Source organism: Marinobacter sp. SS13-12 (assembly GCF_030227115.1).
Lineage (GTDB): Bacteria > Pseudomonadota > Gammaproteobacteria > Pseudomonadales > Oleiphilaceae > Marinobacter.
This window is the reverse complement of the sequence record NZ_JASSUA010000001.1, coordinates 2,479,636-2,497,946: the sequence shown is the minus strand read 5'-3', so window position 1 is coordinate 2,497,946 and position 18,311 is coordinate 2,479,636. Positions and strand designations below refer to the sequence as shown.

16 protein-coding genes and 1 pseudogene are annotated in these 18,311 nt (G+C 58.6%); 5 read left to right on the top strand and 12 right to left on the bottom strand.

What is annotated here, in order from left to right; translation table 11 throughout:
- Positions 1–16: 16 nt before the first annotated feature.
- Positions 17–1,594, bottom strand: a complete 1,578-nt coding sequence (gene guaA, locus QPL94_RS11445) for a glutamine-hydrolyzing GMP synthase (protein ID WP_285357432.1) — start codon at positions 1,592–1,594, stop codon at positions 17–19.
- Between the two features lie 65 nt (positions 1,595–1,659).
- Positions 1,660–3,123, bottom strand: coding sequence for an IMP dehydrogenase (guaB, locus tag QPL94_RS11440; protein ID WP_285357430.1), 1,464 nt, complete (start codon positions 3,121–3,123; stop codon positions 1,660–1,662).
- Positions 3,124–3,314: 191 nt separating this feature from the next.
- Between guaB and xseA the strand changes: the two genes are divergently transcribed.
- The 3 genes and pseudogenes from xseA to QPL94_RS11425 all read left to right on the top strand — a co-directional run bounded on the left by xseA (position 3,315) and on the right by QPL94_RS11425 (position 7,247).
- A complete protein-coding gene (xseA, locus tag QPL94_RS11435) occupies positions 3,315–4,694 on the top strand; it encodes an exodeoxyribonuclease VII large subunit (protein ID WP_502881523.1) in 1,380 nt (459 codons plus the stop codon).
- Positions 4,695–4,784: 90 nt separating this feature from the next.
- A pseudogene (locus QPL94_RS11430) lies at positions 4,785–6,677 on the top strand (propionyl-CoA synthetase); the annotation flags it as partial.
- Between the two features lie 357 nt (positions 6,678–7,034).
- The gene (locus tag QPL94_RS11425; protein ID WP_137434736.1) at positions 7,035–7,247 is read left to right on the top strand and encodes a cold-shock protein; all 213 of its coding nucleotides are present in this window, start codon (positions 7,035–7,037) and stop codon (positions 7,245–7,247) included.
- Positions 7,248–7,326: 79 nt separating this feature from the next.
- Here the strand turns inward: QPL94_RS11425 and leuA are convergent, their stop codons facing one another.
- A complete protein-coding gene (gene leuA, locus QPL94_RS11420; RefSeq protein ID WP_285357426.1) occupies positions 7,327–9,027 on the bottom strand; it encodes a 2-isopropylmalate synthase in 1,701 nt (566 codons plus the stop codon).
- Between the two features lie 146 nt (positions 9,028–9,173).
- Between leuA and QPL94_RS11415 the strand changes: the two genes are divergently transcribed.
- Positions 9,174–9,671: an Lrp/AsnC family transcriptional regulator gene (locus QPL94_RS11415; protein ID WP_285357425.1), complete on the top strand. Its 498-nt coding sequence runs from the start codon at positions 9,174–9,176 to the stop codon at positions 9,669–9,671.
- 4 nt (positions 9,672–9,675) lie between these two features.
- Here QPL94_RS11415 and QPL94_RS11410 read toward each other — a convergent pair whose 3' ends face one another.
- Complete coding sequence (locus QPL94_RS11410; protein ID WP_285357423.1) at positions 9,676–10,290, bottom strand: TetR/AcrR family transcriptional regulator; 615 nt, start codon at positions 10,288–10,290, stop codon at positions 9,676–9,678.
- 9 nt (positions 10,291–10,299) lie between these two features.
- The gene (locus QPL94_RS11405) at positions 10,300–10,728 is read right to left on the bottom strand and encodes a PaaI family thioesterase (protein WP_285357422.1); all 429 of its coding nucleotides are present in this window, start codon (positions 10,726–10,728) and stop codon (positions 10,300–10,302) included.
- Between the two features lie 108 nt (positions 10,729–10,836).
- Here QPL94_RS11405 and QPL94_RS11400 point away from each other — a divergent pair, with 108 nt between their 5' ends.
- Complete coding sequence (locus QPL94_RS11400; protein ID WP_285357420.1) at positions 10,837–12,570, top strand: proline--tRNA ligase; 1,734 nt, start codon at positions 10,837–10,839, stop codon at positions 12,568–12,570.
- A 6-nt stretch (positions 12,571–12,576) separates the two neighbouring features.
- Here QPL94_RS11400 and murB read toward each other — a convergent pair whose 3' ends face one another.
- Genes murB through QPL94_RS11365 form a run of 7 tightly spaced genes read right to left on the bottom strand, consistent with a single transcriptional unit; the run spans position 12,577 to position 18,306 of the window.
- The gene (murB, locus tag QPL94_RS11395) at positions 12,577–13,632 is read right to left on the bottom strand and encodes a UDP-N-acetylmuramate dehydrogenase (RefSeq protein ID WP_285357419.1); all 1,056 of its coding nucleotides are present in this window, start codon (positions 13,630–13,632) and stop codon (positions 12,577–12,579) included.
- Positions 13,629–14,108, bottom strand: coding sequence for a low molecular weight protein-tyrosine-phosphatase (locus tag QPL94_RS11390; protein ID WP_285357418.1), 480 nt, complete (start codon positions 14,106–14,108; stop codon positions 13,629–13,631). The genes murB and QPL94_RS11390 overlap by 4 nt, the downstream gene beginning before the upstream one ends.
- Entirely contained in the window at positions 14,105–14,893 is a 789-nt protein-coding gene (gene kdsB / locus QPL94_RS11385; protein WP_285357417.1) for a 3-deoxy-manno-octulosonate cytidylyltransferase, read from the bottom strand. Before kdsB ends, QPL94_RS11390 begins: the two co-directional genes overlap by 4 nt.
- Before the next feature lie 12 nt (positions 14,894–14,905).
- Entirely contained in the window at positions 14,906–15,094 is a 189-nt protein-coding gene (locus QPL94_RS11380) for a Trm112 family protein (protein ID WP_137434745.1), read from the bottom strand.
- The gene (lpxK, locus tag QPL94_RS11375) at positions 15,087–16,115 is read right to left on the bottom strand and encodes a tetraacyldisaccharide 4'-kinase (protein WP_285357416.1); all 1,029 of its coding nucleotides are present in this window, start codon (positions 16,113–16,115) and stop codon (positions 15,087–15,089) included. Before lpxK ends, QPL94_RS11380 begins: the two co-directional genes overlap by 8 nt.
- The gene (gene msbA, locus QPL94_RS11370) at positions 16,112–17,887 is read right to left on the bottom strand and encodes a lipid A export permease/ATP-binding protein MsbA (RefSeq protein ID WP_285357415.1); all 1,776 of its coding nucleotides are present in this window, start codon (positions 17,885–17,887) and stop codon (positions 16,112–16,114) included. Before msbA ends, lpxK begins: the two co-directional genes overlap by 4 nt.
- Entirely contained in the window at positions 17,884–18,306 is a 423-nt protein-coding gene (locus QPL94_RS11365; RefSeq protein ID WP_285357414.1) for an ExbD/TolR family protein, read from the bottom strand. The genes msbA and QPL94_RS11365 overlap by 4 nt, the downstream gene beginning before the upstream one ends.
- Positions 18,307–18,311: the final 5 nt, after the last annotated feature.

Sequence of the window (18,311 nt, the reverse complement as noted above, 5' to 3'; positions counted from 1 at the left end):
AGTGCCAGACGCGCAGTTACTCCCATTCGATGGTGGCAGGTGGCTTGGAGGAGACGTCGTAGGTTACCCGGGATACGCCCTCGATTTCGTTGATAATGCGGTTCGACACCGTTTCCAGTAAATCGTAAGGCAGGTGTGCCCAGCGGGCGGTCATGAAATCAATGGTTTCTACCGCTCGCAGCGCCACCACGTATTCATAGCGGCGGGCATCGCCAACGACACCCACCGACTTGACCGGCAGGAAGACCGCGAAGGCCTGACTGGTCTTGTGATAGAAGTCGGCGCGATGCAGCTCTTCCAGGAAGATGGCATCGGCGCGGCGCAGGATTTCCGCGTACTCCTTTTTCACCTCACCCAGAATCCGTACACCCAGGCCTGGCCCCGGGAAGGGGTGGCGATACACCATGTCGTAAGGCAGGCCCAGTTCAAGCCCGATGCGACGCACCTCGTCCTTGAACAGCTCACGCAACGGTTCCACCAGCTTCATTTTCATGGTTTCGGGCAGACCGCCGACATTATGGTGGGACTTTATGACATGGGCCTTACCGGTCTTGGAAGCCGCAGATTCGATCACATCCGGGTAGATGGTGCCCTGGGCCAGCCAGTTCACATCGCGGATGTTGGCGGCCTCTTCATCGAAGACATCAATAAAGGTGTTACCAATGATCTTGCGCTTGTTCTCGGGGTCATCGACCCCCTTGAGCTTGGACAGGAACAGGTCTTCCGCATCCACACGGATGACTTTGACGCCCATGTTGCTGGCGAACATGTCCATGACCTGGTCGCCCTCGTGCAGGCGCAGCAGCCCGTTGTCGACAAATACACAGGTTAACTGGTCGCCAATGGCCTTGTGCAGCAGCGCTGCCGTAACGGAGGAGTCAACACCGCCGGAGAGCCCGAGCAGCACCTTGTCCTCGCCGACCTGATTGCGGATCTGCTGAACCGCGTCATCAACAATCTTGGCCGGTGTCCACAGCGCCTCACACTGGCAGACGTTGAGCACAAAGTGTTCGAGAATGCGTTTCCCCTGCAGCGTGTGGGTCACTTCCGGATGAAACTGAACACCATACAGATTGCGGCTGAGATCCTGCATGGCCGCAATTGGCGCGCTTTCTGTGGATGCCAGCAGTTCGAACCCATCAGGCATGACTACCACCTTGTCGCCATGGCTCATCCAGACATCCAGCAGAGAGTCTCCCGTAGCCGTCAGGTGATCGGTAATATCCTGGAGCAACGGGCCCTTGGCGCGCACCTTCACCTGGGCATAGCCGAACTCCCGCTTTTCGGAACTGGCCACCCGGCCACCGAGCTGCTCGGCCATGGTTTGCATGCCGTAGCAGATACCGAGTACCGGAATGCCCTTGTCGAACAGCCCTTCCGGCGCCCTCGGGCCACCCAGCTTGGTGACAGACTCGGGACCACCGGCGAGGATGATGCCTTTGGGATTGAAATCATTGAGTTCCTGATCAGTGATATCGAAGGCCTTGATCTCGCAATAGACACCGATTTCCCGAACGCGACGTGCGATGAGCTGGGTGTACTGGGAACCAAAATCGAGAATCAGAATGCGGTGGTCGTGGATGTTGTGGGCCATGAAATCCTCGGATCAGAAAGAAAAAGCGCGGCTCATACCCTGAGCCGCGCCTGGAACGACAATAATCAGCCGATACGGTAGTTGGGAGCTTCCTTGGTGATGGTTACGTCATGGACGTGGCTCTCACGCATGCCCGCGTTGGTGATGCGGACGAATTCCGGCTTGGTGCGCATCTCTTCCATGGTCGCGCTACCGGTGTAACCCATGGAGGCTCGCAGGCCACCCATCAGCTGGTGAACGATATTGCGCATTGGCCCTTTGCAGGCCACTCGACCTTCAATGCCTTCCGGTACCAGCTTCTCAATGCCCTTGCTGGCGTCCTGGAAGTAACGGTCACTGGAGCCCTGCCCCATGGCCCCGATCGAACCCATCCCCCGGTAGGCCTTGTAACTGCGCCCCTGGAACAGCTCCACTTCACCCGGTGCCTCGTCGGTACCGGCAAGCAGGCTGCCAATCATGACACTGTAGGCTCCGGCGGCGATGGCCTTGGAAATGTCCCCGGAGAAACGCACGCCGCCATCGGCAATCACCGGAACGCCACGGTCTTTCAGTGCGGCGGCAACGTTGGAAACAGCGGAGATCTGGGGGACGCCAATTCCGGAAACAATACGTGTGGTACAGATCGAACCGGGGCCGATACCGACCTTGACCGCATCCGCTCCGGCGTCAGCCAGGTCGATCGCTGCTTCAGAGGTGGCAATGTTGCCGCCAATGACCTGAACCTGGGGGAAATGTTCCTTGATCCAGCGAACCCGATCAAGCACGCCTTTGGAATGACCGTGGGCGGTATCCACGACAATCACATCCACGCCGGCTTCTACCAGGGCAGCGACCCGGGCCTCGGTGTCAGCACCGGTTCCCACCGCCGCGCCGGCCCGGAGACGACCCTGCTCGTCCTTGCACGCCAACGGATAATCCTTGGCTTTCTGAATATCCTTGACGGTGATCAGGCCACGCAATTCAAACTCGTCGTTGACCACCAGAACTTTTTCGATACGGTGGCGGTGAAGCAATTCCTTGACGTCTTCCAGGTCCGCGCCTTCCTTGACCGTCACCAGCTTGTCCTTGCCGGTCATGATGTCGGAAACCGGGGTGTCCAGACGGCTTTCGAAACGGATATCGCGGCCGGTCACAATACCGACCAGGTCACGGCCATCCACTACCGGCAGGCCGGAAATGTTGTTGGCCATGGTGATATCGACCAGTTCGCGGACGGTGGTGTCCGGCGTGACGGTGATTGGATCTTTCACCACGCCGCTCTCGAACTTTTTCACCTTACGGACCGCTGCGGCCTGCTGCTCAACGGACATGCTCTTGTGCATGATGCCGATGCCACCTTCCTGCGCCATGGAGATAGCCAGTTCTGCTTCGGTAACGGTATCCATGGCCGCTGATATCAGCGGAATATTCAGGGTGATACCTTTGGTCAGCTTGGTTTTCAGGCTGACCTGTTGAGGAAGAACCTCTGAATATCCTGGTACAAGCAATACATCGTCAAATGTGAGGGCTTCTTCGGCAATTCGCAGCATTGGGATCCGCCTTTTGAACATGCTAGATTGGAGGATTCCGGTGCCACATCCGGCAGGGTGCAGCAAAGCAAAATCCTTAATCGACCTATTATAAATGGGCCTTGGTTGACAGTAAACCGGCGTTGTTTGACTACCGGGTTGCATCTTTTTGAATTTTCGTTATTTTTACCCTCCAATTTCGGCTTGTGCGTATGCATCAACACGGAGCGCCTCCTTTGGACAGTGGTTTTCAGGATTCCCGACCCCGGGCACTGAGTGTCAGCGAGTTGAATCACCAGGCCCGCCACCTGCTTGAGGCCAGCTTTATGCAGGTGTGGGTCGAGGGCGAACTGTCTGGCCTCTCCCGCCCGTCTTCCGGTCACTGGTACTTTTCCCTAAAGGACCGCAAATGCCAGATTCGCTGCGCCATGTTCCGGGGCTTCAACCAGCGGGTGAAGGACGTCCCGAAGGAAGGCGAACAGGTCCGCATCCGTGGCAAGGTCACCCTTTATGAGAACCGGGGCGACTTCCAGATTATTGTGGAGCATATCGAGCCTGCCGGGCTGGGAGCACTGCAACAGGCGTTTGAAGAACTGAAGCGGAAACTTCAACAGGAAGGGCTGTTTGATGCGGCCCGCAAAAAATCACTGCCCGCAACGCCCCGACACATAGGCGTTGTCACCTCGCCGACCGGAGCCGCCATCCACGATATCCTGACTGTGCTGGCGAGACGCTGCCCCGCTATACCGGTGACTCTCTACCCCACGGCGGTCCAGGGGCAAGCCGCTACGGCTGATATCGTTCGCGCGATTGACCGGGCTACGCGCCATGGGGTTGCCGACGTCCTGATTATTGGCCGTGGGGGTGGATCCCTTGAAGATCTCTGGTGCTTCAACGAAGAAGCCGTGGCCCGCGCCATTGCGCAATGCCCCCTGCCGACGGTCAGCGCGGTGGGCCACGAAGTGGATGTCACCATTGCCGATTTCGTGGCGGACCTGCGCGCCCCGACTCCCTCTGCTGCGGCCGAGAAAATCTCACCGGACCAGAACGACTGGCTGCGCCAGCTCAGGGAGCGGGAACTGAGGCTGGCCGGGGCGGCCAGCCGAGCCCTCAAGCGCATGGAAACCCGGCTGGAGCACTTGTCAGCGCGGTTACGTGACCCCCGCCGGGAGCTGATGGAAAAAGCCCAGCGCATGGACGAACTGGACCTGCGACTGGGCACCGCCATGAGCCAACGGATTGAGCGCAGCAGGGTCAAGGTGGCCCACCTTGACCAGCGTCTGGCCATGCAATCCCCGGTCAGGCAACTCAGCGACAGCCAGGCCAGCGTCAACCAGCTTGCTGAGCGACTGGTCCGGGTAGCCCGGGAATCCCTCACACGACGGCGCGAGCGCCTGGAACACATGGGCCAGACCCTGCATGTGGTCAGTCCGCTGGCCACCCTTGGCCGTGGCTATGCCATCGTCCAGCAGGAAAACGGCGACATTGTGCGCCGTGCCGACCGTGTTCAACCCGGAGAGAAAATTACCGCCCGGGTTGCCCACGGGCAGCTCGAAGCAAACGTGATTTCAGTCAATTCCGAAGACCAATAACCGTCAAAAAGACAGAAACTTAGCCTATGGTCTAGTAGTCCTGTACCTCAAAGCGCTTACAGTTGTGAGAAATGCCCAACACAACAACAACACTACGAGGTGGATGTTATGGACTACCACTCCGAATTCAGGCAATCCATCGACCGGCCTGAGGATTTCTGGCGAGAAAAGGCGTCTGCCATTGACTGGATCGAGCCACCCAAAACCATCTGGAAGCCCACCGACAACGGCCATGGCCAGTGGTTTCCGGACGGTGTCCTGAACACCTCGGATGTCGCTCTTGATGCCAATATCCGTGCCGGACGCGGTGAGCAGAAAGCACTGATTTACGATTCCCCCGTTACTGGCACCACCGACTCCTACACCTACAACGAACTGACCCGTGCCGTGGCGACCTTTGCCGGTGTGCTGCAGGACCGGGGTGTCACCAAGGGTGACCGGGTAATCATCTACATGCCCATGGTGCCGGAAGCCGTGATTGCCATGCTCGGCTGCGCGCGCATTGGCGCCATCCATTCCGTGGTGTTTGGTGGTTTTGCCGCCCATGAGCTGGCAGTGCGCATTAACGATGCGACACCCAAAGCTGTGATTACCGCCTCCTGCGGTATCGAAGTGAAAAAGGTCATCGAGTACAAGCCACTGGTGGACCGGGCAATCGACCAGGCTGACCACAAGCCGGAATGCTGCATTGTGTTCCAGCGCCCACAGGTGCGGGCCGAACTGAAAAGCGGCCGGGATTTTGACTGGAGCGAGCTCATGGCCCAGGCCAGCCCCGTCGACCCGGTACCGGTAAAAGCCACCGACCCGCTGTACATCCTCTATACCTCCGGCACCACCGGCAAACCCAAGGGCGTTGTCCGCGATAACGGCGGCCATGCTGTGGCTCTGCGCTACAGCATGCAGCTGGTTTACGATGCCAGCCCGGGTGATGTCTACTGGGCTGCCTCGGACGTAGGCTGGGTGGTCGGCCACAGCTACATTGTTTACGCGCCCCTGTTTGCCGGGTGCACGACCATCCTTTATGAAGGCAAGCCGGTAAAAACACCGGATGCAGGCGCCTTCTGGCGCGTTGTTCAGGATCACGGCGTCAACCTGCTGTTTACGGCGCCCACGGCCTTCCGCGCGGTCCGCAAGGAAGATCCGGAAGCTGATCAGCTGTCGCGGTATGACATCAGCTCGCTGAAACGGATTTTCCTGGCCGGGGAAAGGCTGGACCCTCCCACTTACGAGTGGCTCAAGGAACACACCCGTCTGCCTGTTCTCGACCACTGGTGGCAGACCGAAACCGGCTGGGCAATCTGCTGCAACCCGGTGGGCATCGAAATGATGGAGACAAAACCCGGATCTGCCACGGTACCCTCACCCGGCTACAACGTTCAGGTGGTGGATATGGAAGGGAGCCAGGTTCCTGCCGGTGAGCAGGGCCAGATTGCCGTCAAGCTGCCGCTGCCACCGGGGTGCATGACCACGGTTTGGGGCGATGATGCCCGCTTCCGCAAGACCTATCTGGAGCCGATCGAGGGATTCTACAGTTCCGGAGACGGCGGCTATATCGACGACGACGGTTATGTGTTCGTCATGGGGCGAACCGACGACGTGATCAACGTGGCCGGGCACCGGCTGTCAACCGGCGAAATGGAAGAAGTTGTTGCCTCGCATCCTGCGATTGCCGAATGCTGTGTTGTGGGCGCACACGATGAAATGAAAGGCCAGATTCCCATCGGGCTGGTATTGATCAAGGATGGAGCGACCATCGATCACGATGAGCTCGAAGACGAGTTGATCGAAATGGTTCGCGAGAAAATCGGTGCTATTGCCTGTTTCCGCAGGGCACTGGTTGTGGACCGGCTGCCGAAAACACGGTCAGGCAAGATCCTGCGCCGGGTTATCCGCCAGATTGCCGACGGTGAGGAATACGCCGTGCCCAGCACTATTGATGATCCGGCGATACTGGAGGAGATCAGCCAGCAGTTCAGGCACTGAAACAATCAGCTGCCACAACGCATCGTCACCAACCGGAGCCGGCCAGTCGGCAACGCTTCGGCTTGGTGACAAGCTTATTACAAGCTGTTGTTTTTGCGGCTTAAAAAACTTGAATAAAGTACTAAAAAAAGCGTTGACGCACTCCCAGCTCGGTCTATACTGAAAATGCTGTGAAAATACAGCGGTATTTTGTGAATGCGTTTCAACGTCCTGCCAAAGAGCTCTTCGTTGCCACTTTCCTCAGTACTTTCTGGATTTTTACAGCATCGGTAATCCCACGGGCAATCCCAGGATGTGTCCCGCAGGAACACCGAAGGTCCCGTGAGGGCAAAAATCTCGGAAATACAGGAAAGATCAATGTCAGATGATACAAAAACAGGCCACGTAAAGTGGTTTAACGAGTCCAAGGGCTTTGGTTTCATCGCTCAGGACGGTGGCAGTGACGTATTCGTTCACTACAGCGCAATCAACTCCAGCGGATTCCGTACCCTGACCGAAGGTCAGCAGGTGCAGTTTACCGTTACACAGGGACCGAAAGGCCCCCAGGCGGAAAACGTAACCCCGGTCTGAGGTTTGCGCGACCCCGCCCTATGCCCCTCACGGGCACAGGGAACACAGAAAAGCCGGCAGCTGCCGGCTTTTTTCGTGGTCAGGCACTCGCGTCAGCTGTCGCTGCACTGGATACCCGTTGCTGGTGACCTTCCCCCACTACCTGGGAAACCGCCGAGAACAACGCCTGAAGCGTGGCCGAGGTGGTGTCCTCCGCCAGTGCTGCTGCGCTGCAATGCTGGCCGTTGACGGTCACTCGGATGCAGGCCAGCGCATTGGCGTTGGTGCCCTCACCCAGCGCGAATTCATCGTAGGCCTCTACCGCCAGCGACACGCCATATTCTGCCTCCAGCGCCGCTGACACCGCCTCCACGGCACCAAGACCGTGTCCCTTCAAGATGACGGGTTCATCCCCGGCGCCGATGCTGACAGTAGCAGCAACACCTTCGTCATCGCGGTGCAGATCGTATGACCTCAGCTCCCAGGCTCCGGGCACTTTCAGGTAACGATCTTCGAACAGCCGGTGGATGGTCAATGAGTCAATCTCACCACCATTGGTTTCTGCCTCCCGCTGCACCAGCTTGCTGAACTCGATCTGCAACCAGCGTGGCAGGCTGATGTTGTAGTCCCGCTCAAGCACGTAGGCAACGCCGCCCTTGCCGGACTGACTGTTGATGCGGACAACCTCTTCGTAACGGCGGCCCAGATCCCGTGGATCGATCGGCAGATAGGCCACATGCCAGGTATCCCCGTCCTTACGTTTTGCGAGGCACTTGCGGATGGCATCCTGGTGGCTACCCGAAAACGCCGTGAAAACAAGCTCACCGGCATAGGGGTGGCGTGGATGGGTGGATATCTCGGTGCAGGCTTCCACCACATCGGTAATCTCCGCCATGCCAGACAGGTCTACTGTGGGATCCACGCCCTGGGAGTACAGGTTCATCGCCATGGTCACCAGGTCCATATTACCGGTGCGCTCACCGTTGCCCATCAGCGTGCCTTCTACACGGTCAGCTCCGGCCATGACAGCCAGTTCCGCCGCTGCCACGCCGCAGCCACGGTCGTTGTGGGTGTGAACGCTGATGCTGATGTGCTCACGGTAGCGGATATGATCACAGATCCACTCTATCTGGTCGGCAAATACGTTGGGTGTGGCCATTTCCACGGTGGCCGGCAGGTTGATCACCACCGGTTGCCCCTGATCCGGACGCCAGACATCGTTTACCGCGTCGATCACTTCTGCGGCATAATCCAGCTCTGTGCCGGTAAAGCTTTCCGGTGAGTACTGGAAGGTCCACTCGGTATCGGGGTATTTTTCGGCGTTGGCCTTGACGATGCGCGCCCCGTTGACCGCAATGTCCCTGATACCGTCCCGGTCCATGCCAAACACCTGTTCCCGCTGGACCGTGGAGGTTGAGTTATACACGTGGACAATGGCCTTGTGAGCACCTTTCAGCGCCTCATAGGTGCGCTCGATCAGTTCCGGCCTGGCCTGGGTAAGTACCTGGATGTGGACATCGTCCGGAATCCGGTCCTCTTCAATCAGCTTGCGGCAGAAATCGAAATCCGGCTGGCTTGCGGCCGGAAAGCCGATCTCGATCTCCTTGAATCCCAGTTTGACCAGTAGCTCGAACATCCGCTGCTTCTGGGCCACCGACATGGGCTTCACCAGCGCCTGGTTGCCATCCCGGAGGTCTACGGCACAAAAACGCGGTGCCGTGGTGATGACCTTGTCGGGCCAGCGGCGATCGGTTTTTGCCACCGGCGTGAACGCAACGTACTTACGATGATCAAATGCCATTGGGGTGATTCCTTGCTGTTCTGACTGGGAATTCATTGACTGTGTATCAGGATAGCGCGTCATTTGGGGAAAATGATTGCTTTTTTGCCTTTCGAAGGCAGAGAATAGCCATATTATTCCATTTTATGACACAGGGGCGGCAGTTTATGTCAACAGCAGCGAAATCACTTGTTAAAATCGACAGGATTGACCGCAATATCCTCGAACAATTGCAGCAGGATGGCTCCCTGACCAACCAGGAACTGGCGGACAAGGTGGGCCTTTCCCCCTCCCCTTGTCTGCGAAGGGTTCGCGCTCTGGAAGAAGCCGGGGTTATTGTCCGGCAGGTGACCATACTCGATCACAAGAAACTGGGACTGTCGTTAACCGCGATCATCCTGATCGGAATGGATCGCCACACGCCCGAGCGTTTTGCCGCCTTCGAGAAACAGGTGGGAGAGTACCCGGAAGTACAGGAATGCTACCTGATCACCGGCCAGGATGCCGACTACATGCTGAAGGTTGTCGTGCCGGATATGGACCACTACCACCACTTCCTGCTCAACCGCATCACCCGCATTCAGGGGGTCAGCGGCGTACATTCAAGTTTCGTACTCAGAAGGGTGATTGACAGCACAGCACTGCCATTGGGGTATCTTTCCTGACGGGCTACCGGACCAACTCTGCAAGATAGGCGCGTGCCATGCACTTGAGCTCGCTGATCATCAGACGGGCCTGCTTGTCCGGCAGGGTGGCTGCCAGTCTGAGGACGGTACCGGCGGAACGGGGCAACATCAGGCTTGCCGTCCAGCGCCGGTCGTCTGGCAGCCGGGGGCACTCCCTTTTCAGGCGGGCATCCATGTCACGGGCATGGCTGTAAAGCTCGCGGACATCCAGTTCCCGCAACTCTGGCATGGATTCCACACCACTCCAGATGGCGGAGTACGCCGGTTCGTTCCGGTAGAACTCGTAAAACTGATCGATCAGCACATCCACCGCGTCCATCAGCTCCAGGGTTTCGAGCCGCTCCCGCAAGGCCGATTCCATCCTGCTGACGTGGTCTTCGGCAATGGCCTTTACAATGGCGGTCTTGTTGGGAAAGTAACGATAGAGTGAAGCCAGCGACATATCCGACTGGCGGGCAATGGCAGACATACTGGTGGCGTCCACACCGACCTCGTGAAAGATCGCAGCAGCGTGGCTGAGGATGCTGTCAACCCGCTCCCGGCTCCGGGCCTGCACTGGCTGACGGCGGGGCGTAACGTCTATGGATTCTTCAGTCATATCCCTTCTTCAGTCGCGGCTATACGGTAAAGCATAGCTGCCTGTCACGTGGGCGACCAGTTGCTGGTGATTCCCTTCCCCTGATAGCAGCCGGACTTCACAGAAAGCGATCCGCCTTCCCATGCGTAAAACCGTGGCTTCGCCGATCAGATCGGCCGGCGCCGGCCGCTGCAGAAAATTGATCGAAAGGTTGCTGGTCACCGCCATTTCCACCTTGCCGATCGCGGCCATGACAGCGGCATACATGGACGCATCCGCCAGGGCCATCTGCACCGGTCCGGACAAGGTGCCCCCCGGCCGAATGAGCCGTTCCGAGAACACCAGGCGGGTGCGGGCGTAGCCCTGATCTCCGGCCTCGTCGACGGTAAAGCCGATATCCTCCGCCATGGGCACTCCGGCACGTATGACTGCTTCAACTTCGGCCGCTGTCAGGGTCATTCACTACTCTCCGTCTGTCCATCTGTACCTTGTGGTAATCGCTCCGTACAATAGCGGCCACCATGTAATAAATAAAGAATCCCTTCTCAACTGTTTACGGATAACACAATGCGAGCAAGCCGTTACCTGATTGCCACCCAGAAAGAAACGCCTGCAGATGCCGAGATCATCAGCCACCAGATGATGCTCAGGGCCGGGATGATCCGCAAACTGGCCGCTGGCCTTTACTCCTGGTTGCCAATGGGGCTCAGAGTGCTGCGCAAGGTTGAGCGCATCGTGAGAGAAGAAATGGACAAGAGCGGTGCCCAGGAAGTGTTGATGCCTGCCGTGCAACCTGCCGAGTTGTGGCAGGAATCCGGTCGCTGGGAGCAGTACGGTGGTGAGTTGCTGCGAATGAACGACCGCCATGGCCGTGACTTCTGCTTCGGGCCCACTCACGAAGAGGTCATCACCGACCTGATCCGCAACGAGCTCAAAAGCTACAAGGAACTGCCGGCGAACTTCTATCAGATCCAGACCAAGTTCCGCGATGAACGACGCCCACGGTTTGGCGTGATGCGTGCCCGGGAATTCATTATGAAGGACGCCTATTCCTTTCATGTGACCACCGAGTCCCTGAACGACACGTATCAGTTGATGCACCGTACCTACTGTGCCATTTTCGATCGCCTGGGCCTGGATTATCGCCCGGTAGAAGCGGACTCCGGAGCCATAGGCGGCAGCGCATCCCATGAGTTCCATGTACTGGCCTCCTCCGGTGAGGACGCCATCGTATTCAGTACCGGCAGCGACTACGCCGCCAACATCGAAAAGGCCGAAGCCATCGCCCCGGCCGGCGAACGGCCGGCGCCGTCGCAGGACCTGAAAGAAGTGGCAACACCGGAGCAACGCACCATTGAGGCCGTTTCCGGCTTCCTCAATGTCGACGCCAGCGCAACGGTCAAAACGCTGATGGTCAGAGCCGACGAAGACGAAAACGGCAACATCGGTCTGGTTGCATTAATTCTGCGAGGCGACCATACCCTCAATGACATCAAGGCCGAGCAGCTCGAAGGCGTAGCTGAGCCTCTGACCATGGCCACCGACGAAGAAATCGAGCTGGCCATCGGCTGCAAGGCCGGTTCCATCGGGCCGGTGAATCTGCCGGTGCCCGTGATTGTTGATCGCAGTGCCGCACACCTGGCGGACTTCGTCTGTGGCGCCAACAAGGAGGGCTACCACCTGACCGGCGTCAACTGGGAGCGGGATGTACCCCTGACGCGGGTGGAAGACCTGCGCAACGTCGTAGAAGGCGACGCCAGCCCGGACGGGAAAGGCACCCTCGAGATCCGTCGCGGCATCGAGGTGGGCCATATTTTCAAGCTGGGCAACAAGTACAGCAAAGCCATGAATGCCACCGTACTGGATGAGAACGGCAAGAGCGCTATTCTTGAAATGGGCTGTTACGGCATTGGTGTTTCCCGGATTGTCGCCTCCTCCATTGAGCAGAACCATGACGACAAGGGCATCATCTGGCCGGAAGCCATTGCGCCATTTGAAGTGGCCATCGTGACGCTGAATGCCCACAAGTCACCCGCCGTGATGGAAGCGGGTGAAAAACTCTACGAACAGCTTCGTCAGGCAGGGTTTGATGTTCTGCTGGACGACCGCAACGAGCGGCCGGGTGTGAAATTTGCCGACATGGAGCTGATCGGCATACCCCATCGCTTCGTGGTGTCTGAGCGTGGCCTGGCTGCTGAGACCCTGGAATACAAAGGCCGCCGCGACGAGGACAAGCAGGATGTTCCGCTGGCGGAAGCGCTTCCGTTCCTGATCAGTGCCTCACCCCGCAACGGGCTCTGAGATCGCTTACAGCGGGAGTGGTTGGCAGCTTGCCTGGCTGCCGACCACTCCCGGCTCCATCTCCAGGGCGATACCAAAGCGCGCCTCGACATCTTTACGAATCCTTTCCGCCAGTGAAAGCACATCCTGGCCATTGCCATTGGAGTGGTTCACGAGCACCAGAGCCTGCCGGTTGTGAACCCCAACCTTGCCATTGCGATACCCCTTCCAGCCACACTGATCAATAAGCCATGCGGCGGCTACCTTGGCATTGTCATCACCAGGATGCCCGGCAATGTCCGGGTAGGATTGCTGCAGCGAGTGCCAGGTGTCGAGGGGTATGACCGGATTCTTGAAAAAACTGCCGGCATTGGGAAGCTGGGCCGGGTCCGGTAGCTTGCGCCGCCGCACGGCCATGACGCCGTTGGCAACATCGAGTGGCGTCAGACTGCGCGTATCCTGGCGGTCAAAATATTCCGCAAGGTCGCGATAATCCAGCTGGAAGGGGCGGGAGCGGGACAACCTCAGACGCACGGTGGTAATAACATAGCGACCTGGCTCGTGCTTGAACACGCTGTCGCGGTAGCTGAAATGGCACAGGCTGTTGGTAAGTGCTATTTCTTTGCCGGTGTGCCGGTCCAGGGCACTGACTTCCAGCAAGGTATCCCGCAGCTCGGCGCCATAGGCACCGATATTCTGGACCGGGGCAGCGCCAACGGTTCCCGGGATCAGCGCCAGGTTCTCAATACCACGGTAACCGGCGGAAGCAGCGTACATAACAACCTCATGCCAGTTTTCACCGGCACCCAGAACCAACGTAGCCTCATCCCCATCTACATGCTCCCAGCACCGGCGAGCAATCGCCATGCGGATAATCAGGCCCCGGTAATCTCCGGCGAAAACCAGGTTACTGCCACCTCCGAGAATCAGCGCCTCCACTGACTTTTCAGACGCCCACTCCAGAGCCTCCTGAAGCGCCTTGACAGACGTTACCGACACAAAGTACTGCGCCCGGGCGGCAATGCCCAGGCTGTTCATCTCACCCAGAAAGACGTTCTCCTGAACCTGCACCGGACGGATCAAGCCGACTGCTCCCGGATATGCCGGAGGAGCCCTTCGCTGGCTTCGTTGATCAGATTCAGCACGTGCTCAAAACCCTGGTCGCCACCGTAATAGGGATCGGGCACCTCTTCCTGCTCCGAGCTGCCGAACTGCAAGAACAGAAGCGGCTTGGTACCGCCATTCTGGCGCCAGACATCCACCACATCCGACAGGTTCTGCCGATCCATCACCAACACATAGTCATAGTGGTCCAGGTCATCACTGCAGAACTGACGCGCCCGAAGGTGGCCGATATCAATGCCACGGGTGCGTGCAGCCGCAATCGCACGACTGTCCGGAGCCTTGCCCACATGCCAGCCGCCGGTGCCGCAGGAGTCGATTGCGATCCGGTCATCAAGCCCGGCCTGTTGAACCACCTTGCGGAACACACCCTCTGCGCTGGGAGAGCGGCAGATGTTGCCGAGACAGACAAAAAGTACTTTTACCGGCGCGGTCATGAGCTTGGGGCCTCCTTTTGCTTTGCTGTCATGTAGTCCCGCAGACGCTCGAGATCCTGCTGCGTATCGACGCCTGACGGCGGCACACAGCAGGCTTCTTCCACATGAATGCGAGCTCCGTTATAGAGCGCCCGCAGCTGCTCAAGGGATTCGGTCACTTCCGTCGGCGCCGGTGGCCAGGTGACAAAGTCACGCAGCAGGCTGACGCGGTATCCGTAGATGCCAATGTGGCGGTAGTAACCAACCCCCTCCGGTAGCTGCTTCCGGGCATCCGAAGCCTGCCATGCGTCCCTTGCCCAGGGTATCGGTGCGCGACTGAAATAATGCGCTATGCCGCGGTGGTCAAACACCACTTTCACCACATTGGGATTAAACACGCTGGCCGCGTCCGAAATCTGTTCGCAGAGCGTGGCGATGGCGGCATCGGGATGGGCTTCCAGGTTGGCAGCCACCTGATCAATCAGTTCCGGAGGTATCAGTGGCTCGTCGCCCTGGACATTGACCACTCGTTCGTCCGGGCCGAAATCCATCAGCCGGGCGACCTCTTCAAGGCGGTCGGTGCCACTGGCATGGTCGGCAGAGGTCATTACCACCTCTGCTCCGAATGCCCGGCAGGCTGTTTCGATGCGAGGGTCATCGGTGGCTATGATTACGCGGCTGGCGTGACTCTCGCAGGCGCGGTCATAAACATGCGCGATCATCGGCTTGCCGGCAATGTCTGCCAGCGGCTTTCCCGGCAGGCGGGTGGATGCGTAGCGAGCCGGAATCACAACGGAATAGGACATACTGGCTTCCTGTCAGTGTTTATCCAGACGCTCATCGGTGGTCAGAGTGCGGGCCTCGGTTGCGAGCATGACCGGTATACCTTCACGAATCGGAAAGGCCATTGCATCCTGGTAGCAGAGCAGTTCGGTCTTGTCCTCGTTGAGCTTGAGGTCCCCTTTGCAAACCGGGCAAGCCAGCAGGGCCATCAGTTTCTTATCCATGGTGTGTTCTCACAGTTTCGTTGGAATCCAGTGATTGACGACAGTGATTGACGCTGGCCATAAACGCCTCCCTGAACGACTCCGGAAGCACGGCATTTACGACGAGTACCCAACTGTTCTCTGGCGCAAAATTCCGGCATTTGACCGCATCCTTCGCCGTCATCACCAGCCACTCCCCTTCTTCGGAAAGCAGATCTTCAGGCGCAAAGCGGTGATGATCCGGCAAGGCACGGGGCCGGACCTGCGCCCCCAGTTCCCTTAGTGTATCGAAAAACCGCTGCGGGTTGCCGATCCCCGCTATCGCCCGTACCGGCTGACCCCGGAGACGTTCCGGAGAAAGGACGTCTCCGGTCACCAGGTTGCGTAGCTCAGTCGGGGCCAGGGTCATGGTGAACTGTTGGTCGTGGTTAATCTCATCGAGGCGGCCACCGTTGGTGACCACAAAATCGACCGAGGCGAGCCTTTCGAGGGGCTCGCGCAGCGGGCCCACGGGAATCAGAGCGCCATTGCCAAGGCCCCGGGCAGCGTCGAACACCGCCAGTTCTATGTCTCTGGGCAACCTGTAGTGCTGGAGCCCGTCATCACACACAAGGATGGTACCCAGTTTCTGGTCCAGGGCCCATAGGGCGCCGCGTTTACGATCCGGATCGACCACCACCGGGCAACCGGATTCCGCGGCCAGCATCACCGGTTCGTCGCCTGCCCTCTCAGGGCCTGTTTCCGGGGTAACCAGCAAAGGATAGTGGCCGGCCTTGCCACCGTAGCCCCGGCTCAGGATCACCGGTTGCCAACCATGTTCCTGCAACAGCCCGGTAAGGGCCGCGGTCAGCGGCGATTTACCGGTACCGCCGGCGGTTATGTTGCCTACCACCACAACCGGGACCGGAATACGTTCGTCCCTGGCCTGCCAAGCCCGGCGCCTCCGGCTTTCGGCAATGGCGCGATAAAGCCAGACCAACGGATACAGTGGCCACAGGGGGCGCCTGCCGCTATACCACAGCCGATCCACCAGCGTGGTCATGCCTGCTCGCTGAACTGCATCTGATGAAGCTGGGCGTAGGCACCGCCCTGGGCCAGCAGTTCGTCATGCCGCCCGGATTCGATGATCCTGCCGCCGTCCATCACCAGGATGCGATCTGCTTTCTCAATGGTGGAAAGGCGGTGGGCAATAACCAGTGTTGTCCTGCCTTTCATAACGGTTTCCAGGGCGTCCTGGATGTGGCGTTCGGATTCGGTATCGAGGGCCGAGGTGGCCTCGTCGAGAATCAGCACCGGTGCATCCTTGAGCAGCGCCCGGGCAATGGCCAGGCGCTGGCGCTGGCCGCCGGACAGCATCACGCCATTATCGCCAATCATGGTGTCCAGACCTTCCGGCATGTCCTCAATAAATTCCATCGCATGGGCTTTGCTGGCCGCGTCGATAATCTGCTCCCGGCTATGGTGGCGTAGCGCACCGTAAGCGATATTGGCGGCGATGGTGTCGTTAAACAGCACCACATTCTGGGTAACCAGTGCGATCTGGGCGCGCAATGCTTCCAGGGTGAATTCCTTCAGCGAGTGCCCGTCCAGCCGGATATCGCCGCCGGTGTATTCGTAGAATCGCGGCAGCAGGCTGACCATCGTGGATTTACCGCTGCCGGAGCGTCCAACCAGCGCCACACTCTGGCCGGCCGGAATACTCAGCGAAATACCTTTAAGAACGTCTTCAAGCTGATTGCGGTAGCGGAAACACACGTTGTCGAACTCGATGTTGCCATCAACCCGCTCAGGGGCATAGGTGCCTGGATCCTCCTCCGGCTCTTCGTCCATGGTGCCAAACACGTCATGGGCAGCGGCCACACCCTTCTGGATCTTGGCGTGGACAGAGGTAACCTGCCGTATGGGTTTGGCCATGGTGGTTGCTGCGGTAATAAACGCCACCAGCTCACCGGTGCTCATGTTTCCGCGGATTTCGGGGGCGAGCATAAACCACACCAGTGAGGCGATGGCAATCGCCACCAGCACCTGGATGACGGGTACGCTGATAGCCTGGGTCGAGGCCATTTTCAGGCTCTGCTCCAGATTCTTTTCACTCACCTTGCGGAAGCGGTCCCGCTCATAGTGCTCACCACCGAAGGTGCGAACCACCCGGTAGCCGCTGATGGATTCCGACGCCACGTGGGTAATGTCACCCATGGAGCCCTGAATCCGCTTGCTGATCTTGCGGAACCGCTTGCTGGCATAACTGACCACCAGGGCAATCAATGGCCCTACTGCGAGGAACACCAGCGTCAGCTTCCAGTTGGTATAGATCATGAAGCCCAGCAAACCAACGATTGTCAGCCCTTCCCGGAGGGTAATGGTGACGGCATTCGTGGTGGCTTCGGCAACCTGCTCCACGTTGAAGGTAAGCTTGGATACGAGCCGGCCAGAGGCATTCTCGTCGAAATAGCGGGAGGGCAGGTTCAGCAGCCGGTCGAACACCTGCTTGCGCAGGGCATTGATCACCTGCCTGCCGACATAGCTGATGAAATACTGGCTCATGAAGGTGCCCACACCACGAAAGGCAAATACCGCCACGATCAGAATGGTCAACTGAATGCGGTTTTCGTCTGTGGGGTTCTCCAGCGCGGTGATCACGTATTCCATGGCGGCTGCCATACCGGTGGAGGCAGCCGCATAAATGACGTTGCCCACCACGGCAAGGGAAAAAGCCAGCCAGAAAGGCTTCACATAAGCCAGCAGGCGCTTGTAGGTTGCCCAGTTTGATGCCGACTGCTGAACCGGATCCGCTGTCGAAGTGGATTCGCTCACTGCCCTTCCGCCTCACGCTCGGTGGTGATGCTGAGTTTGGCAAAGCCAAGGCGACCGGCAACGTCCATGGCACGAACCACGAATTCATGGGGCGTACGGGCGTCAGCGGTAATGATAAAGGGCAACGACGCATCGTCGCCGGCCAGTTCACTGACCGCGCGCTCCAGGGTTTCCCGCCGGTTGTTGACCAGGGTCCGGTCGTTGAGGATGTACTGCCCCTCGGCGTTGATCACCACATCAATCAGCTGTGCTTCCGATTCTGACCGTTCACCATTGGCTTCAGGCAGTTCGATATTGAGATGGCTTTCACGGGTGAAGGTGGTGGAAACCATAAAGAATATCAGCAGCAGGAAGACCACATCGATCAGTGGCGTCAGGTCAACCCCGACTTCCTGACTTCTCTGGCGCTTGAACTTCACGGTGT

Excerpts from the sequence above, each read along its gene's own strand:
- QPL94_RS11380 (WP_137434745.1), bottom strand. The coding sequence starts at position 15,094 with ATGGATAAGAAACTGATGGCCCTGCTGGCTTGCCCGGTTTGCAAAGGG.
- guaA (WP_285357432.1), bottom strand. The coding sequence starts at position 1,594 with ATGGCCCACAACATCCACGACCACCGCATTCTGATTCTCGATTTTGGT.
- QPL94_RS11390 (WP_285357418.1), bottom strand. The coding sequence starts at position 14,108 with ATGACCGCGCCGGTAAAAGTACTTTTTGTCTGTCTCGGCAACATCTGC.
- kdsB (WP_285357417.1), bottom strand. The coding sequence starts at position 14,893 with ATGTCCTATTCCGTTGTGATTCCGGCTCGCTACGCATCCACCCGCCTG.
- QPL94_RS11405 (WP_285357422.1), bottom strand. The coding sequence starts at position 10,728 with ATGACCCTGACAGCGGCCGAAGTTGAAGCAGTCATACGTGCCGGAGTG.
- QPL94_RS11415 (WP_285357425.1), top strand. The coding sequence starts at position 9,174 with ATGTCAACAGCAGCGAAATCACTTGTTAAAATCGACAGGATTGACCGC.
- lpxK (WP_285357416.1), bottom strand. The coding sequence starts at position 16,115 with ATGACCACGCTGGTGGATCGGCTGTGGTATAGCGGCAGGCGCCCCCTG.
- xseA (WP_502881523.1), top strand. The coding sequence starts at position 3,315 with ATGCATCAACACGGAGCGCCTCCTTTGGACAGTGGTTTTCAGGATTCC.
- guaB (WP_285357430.1), bottom strand. The coding sequence starts at position 3,123 with ATGCTGCGAATTGCCGAAGAAGCCCTCACATTTGACGATGTATTGCTT.
- leuA (WP_285357426.1), bottom strand. The coding sequence starts at position 9,027 with ATGGCATTTGATCATCGTAAGTACGTTGCGTTCACGCCGGTGGCAAAA.
- QPL94_RS11400 (WP_285357420.1), top strand. The coding sequence starts at position 10,837 with ATGCGAGCAAGCCGTTACCTGATTGCCACCCAGAAAGAAACGCCTGCA.
- QPL94_RS11410 (WP_285357423.1), bottom strand. The coding sequence starts at position 10,290 with ATGACTGAAGAATCCATAGACGTTACGCCCCGCCGTCAGCCAGTGCAG.
- QPL94_RS11425 (WP_137434736.1), top strand. The coding sequence starts at position 7,035 with ATGTCAGATGATACAAAAACAGGCCACGTAAAGTGGTTTAACGAGTCC.